This window comes from Cohnella fermenti, assembly GCF_004801405.1.
In the GTDB taxonomy this organism is placed as follows: Bacteria; Bacillota; Bacilli; order Paenibacillales; family Paenibacillaceae; genus Cohnella; species Cohnella fermenti.
This window is the reverse complement of the sequence record NZ_SSOB01000107.1, coordinates 1-1,390: the sequence shown is the minus strand read 5'-3', so window position 1 is coordinate 1,390 and position 1,390 is coordinate 1. Positions and strand designations below refer to the sequence as shown.

Sequence of the window (1,390 nt, the reverse complement as noted above, 5' to 3'; positions counted from 1 at the left end):
CTGGCAACAGAGTCGTTTAAGCGTAGACAGCCAGGATGCAGGCCTGAGTGATTGAGCCTCGAAATAACATGAAACGGGAAGGTCGACGAGGTTGGTTTCTCGGAAGACGAGATGACTCCAAACGAAATGGCGAGGATGGAGGAGCTTCCCCGGGGTCGAAGAGCCAGGCATGTAGACCAGATGGTTACTCAGCAACTCGGGAGACCCTGCCCCGCGCTTCTGCAAGACAAGTACTCGTTAGGAACGACTCGCAGGAGTATGCCGGACAAGTGTAACCAACAAGGAAGGCAAAACAGCAGCAGGGAGTCGGATCGCCGCGTAGTACCGAAGAAGCCCCGTAATGGGGGTGGAGGGAAGGCGAGCGACGCCGCATCAATCTTGTTAAGGACACATTGACCACACCCCGAGGTGGAGAAGAGATGGAAACAAAACGAGCAAGAATAGCAGAAATGGCCAAAGCCGACTCGAAAGTAAGGTTCACCTCCATCGGGCACCTCATCAACGAACAAGCGTTAATGGAGAGCCACGAGGAGATGGAGACGGGAAAGGCGACGGGAATCGATGGCATGACAAAAGAGAAATACGGGGAAGACTTGGAAGCCAATGTAGGTCAACTGGTGGCGCGACTGAAACAGAAAAGCTATCGGCCGCAGCCGGCGAGAAGAACGTACATCCCCAAGGATGAGAAAAGTATGCGCCCGCTCGGGATACCGGCGTACGAGGATAAACTCGTGCAACATGCGCTAAAGCAAGTGCTAAGCGCCATCTACGAGCAAGACTTCATGGACTTCTCGTATGGATTTCGCCCGGGAAGAAGCATGCACGATGCATTGAAGAAGGTGACGGAGGTCATCCAGTACGGGAAAATCAACTATGTGGTGGATGCGGACATCAAAGGATTCTTCAACCATGTCGACCACGAGTGGCTGATAAAATTTCTTGAGCTGCGGATAGCCGACCCGAATATCCTGCGGCTGGTGAGGCGGATGCTGAAAGCAGGCATCCAAGAGGAGGGCAACTTCGAGCCGACAGAGGAAGGAACCCCACAGGGATCGGCTGTATCGCCGCTGTTGGCGAATGTATATCTGCATTACGTGCTGGACCTGTGGTTCATGGTCACGGTAAAGAAACAATGCAACGGGCAGGCAGAAATCATCCGTTTTGCAGATGACTTCATCTGTTGCTTCCAATACAGAGAGGATGCGGAGCGGTTCTATGCCGCACTTCGGCTGAGGTTGGAGAAATTCAAGCTGAGCCTAGCGGAAGAGAAGACGAAAATCATCGAGTTTGGCCGGTATGCGGAGGAGCGAAGCAGAAGAGAAGGGAAAGGGAAGCCGAGAACCTTTGATTTTCTGGGATTCACGCATTACTGCTCGAAAAGCCAAAAAGG

1 protein-coding gene is annotated in these 1,390 nt (G+C 52.9%); it reads left to right on the top strand.

What is annotated here, in order from left to right; translation table 11 throughout:
* Positions 1-419: 419 nt before the first annotated feature.
* Positions 420-1,390, top strand: a 971-nt coding sequence (ltrA, locus tag E6C55_RS33160; RefSeq protein ID WP_136374113.1) for a group II intron reverse transcriptase/maturase, incomplete at its 3' end; no start/stop codon positions are given.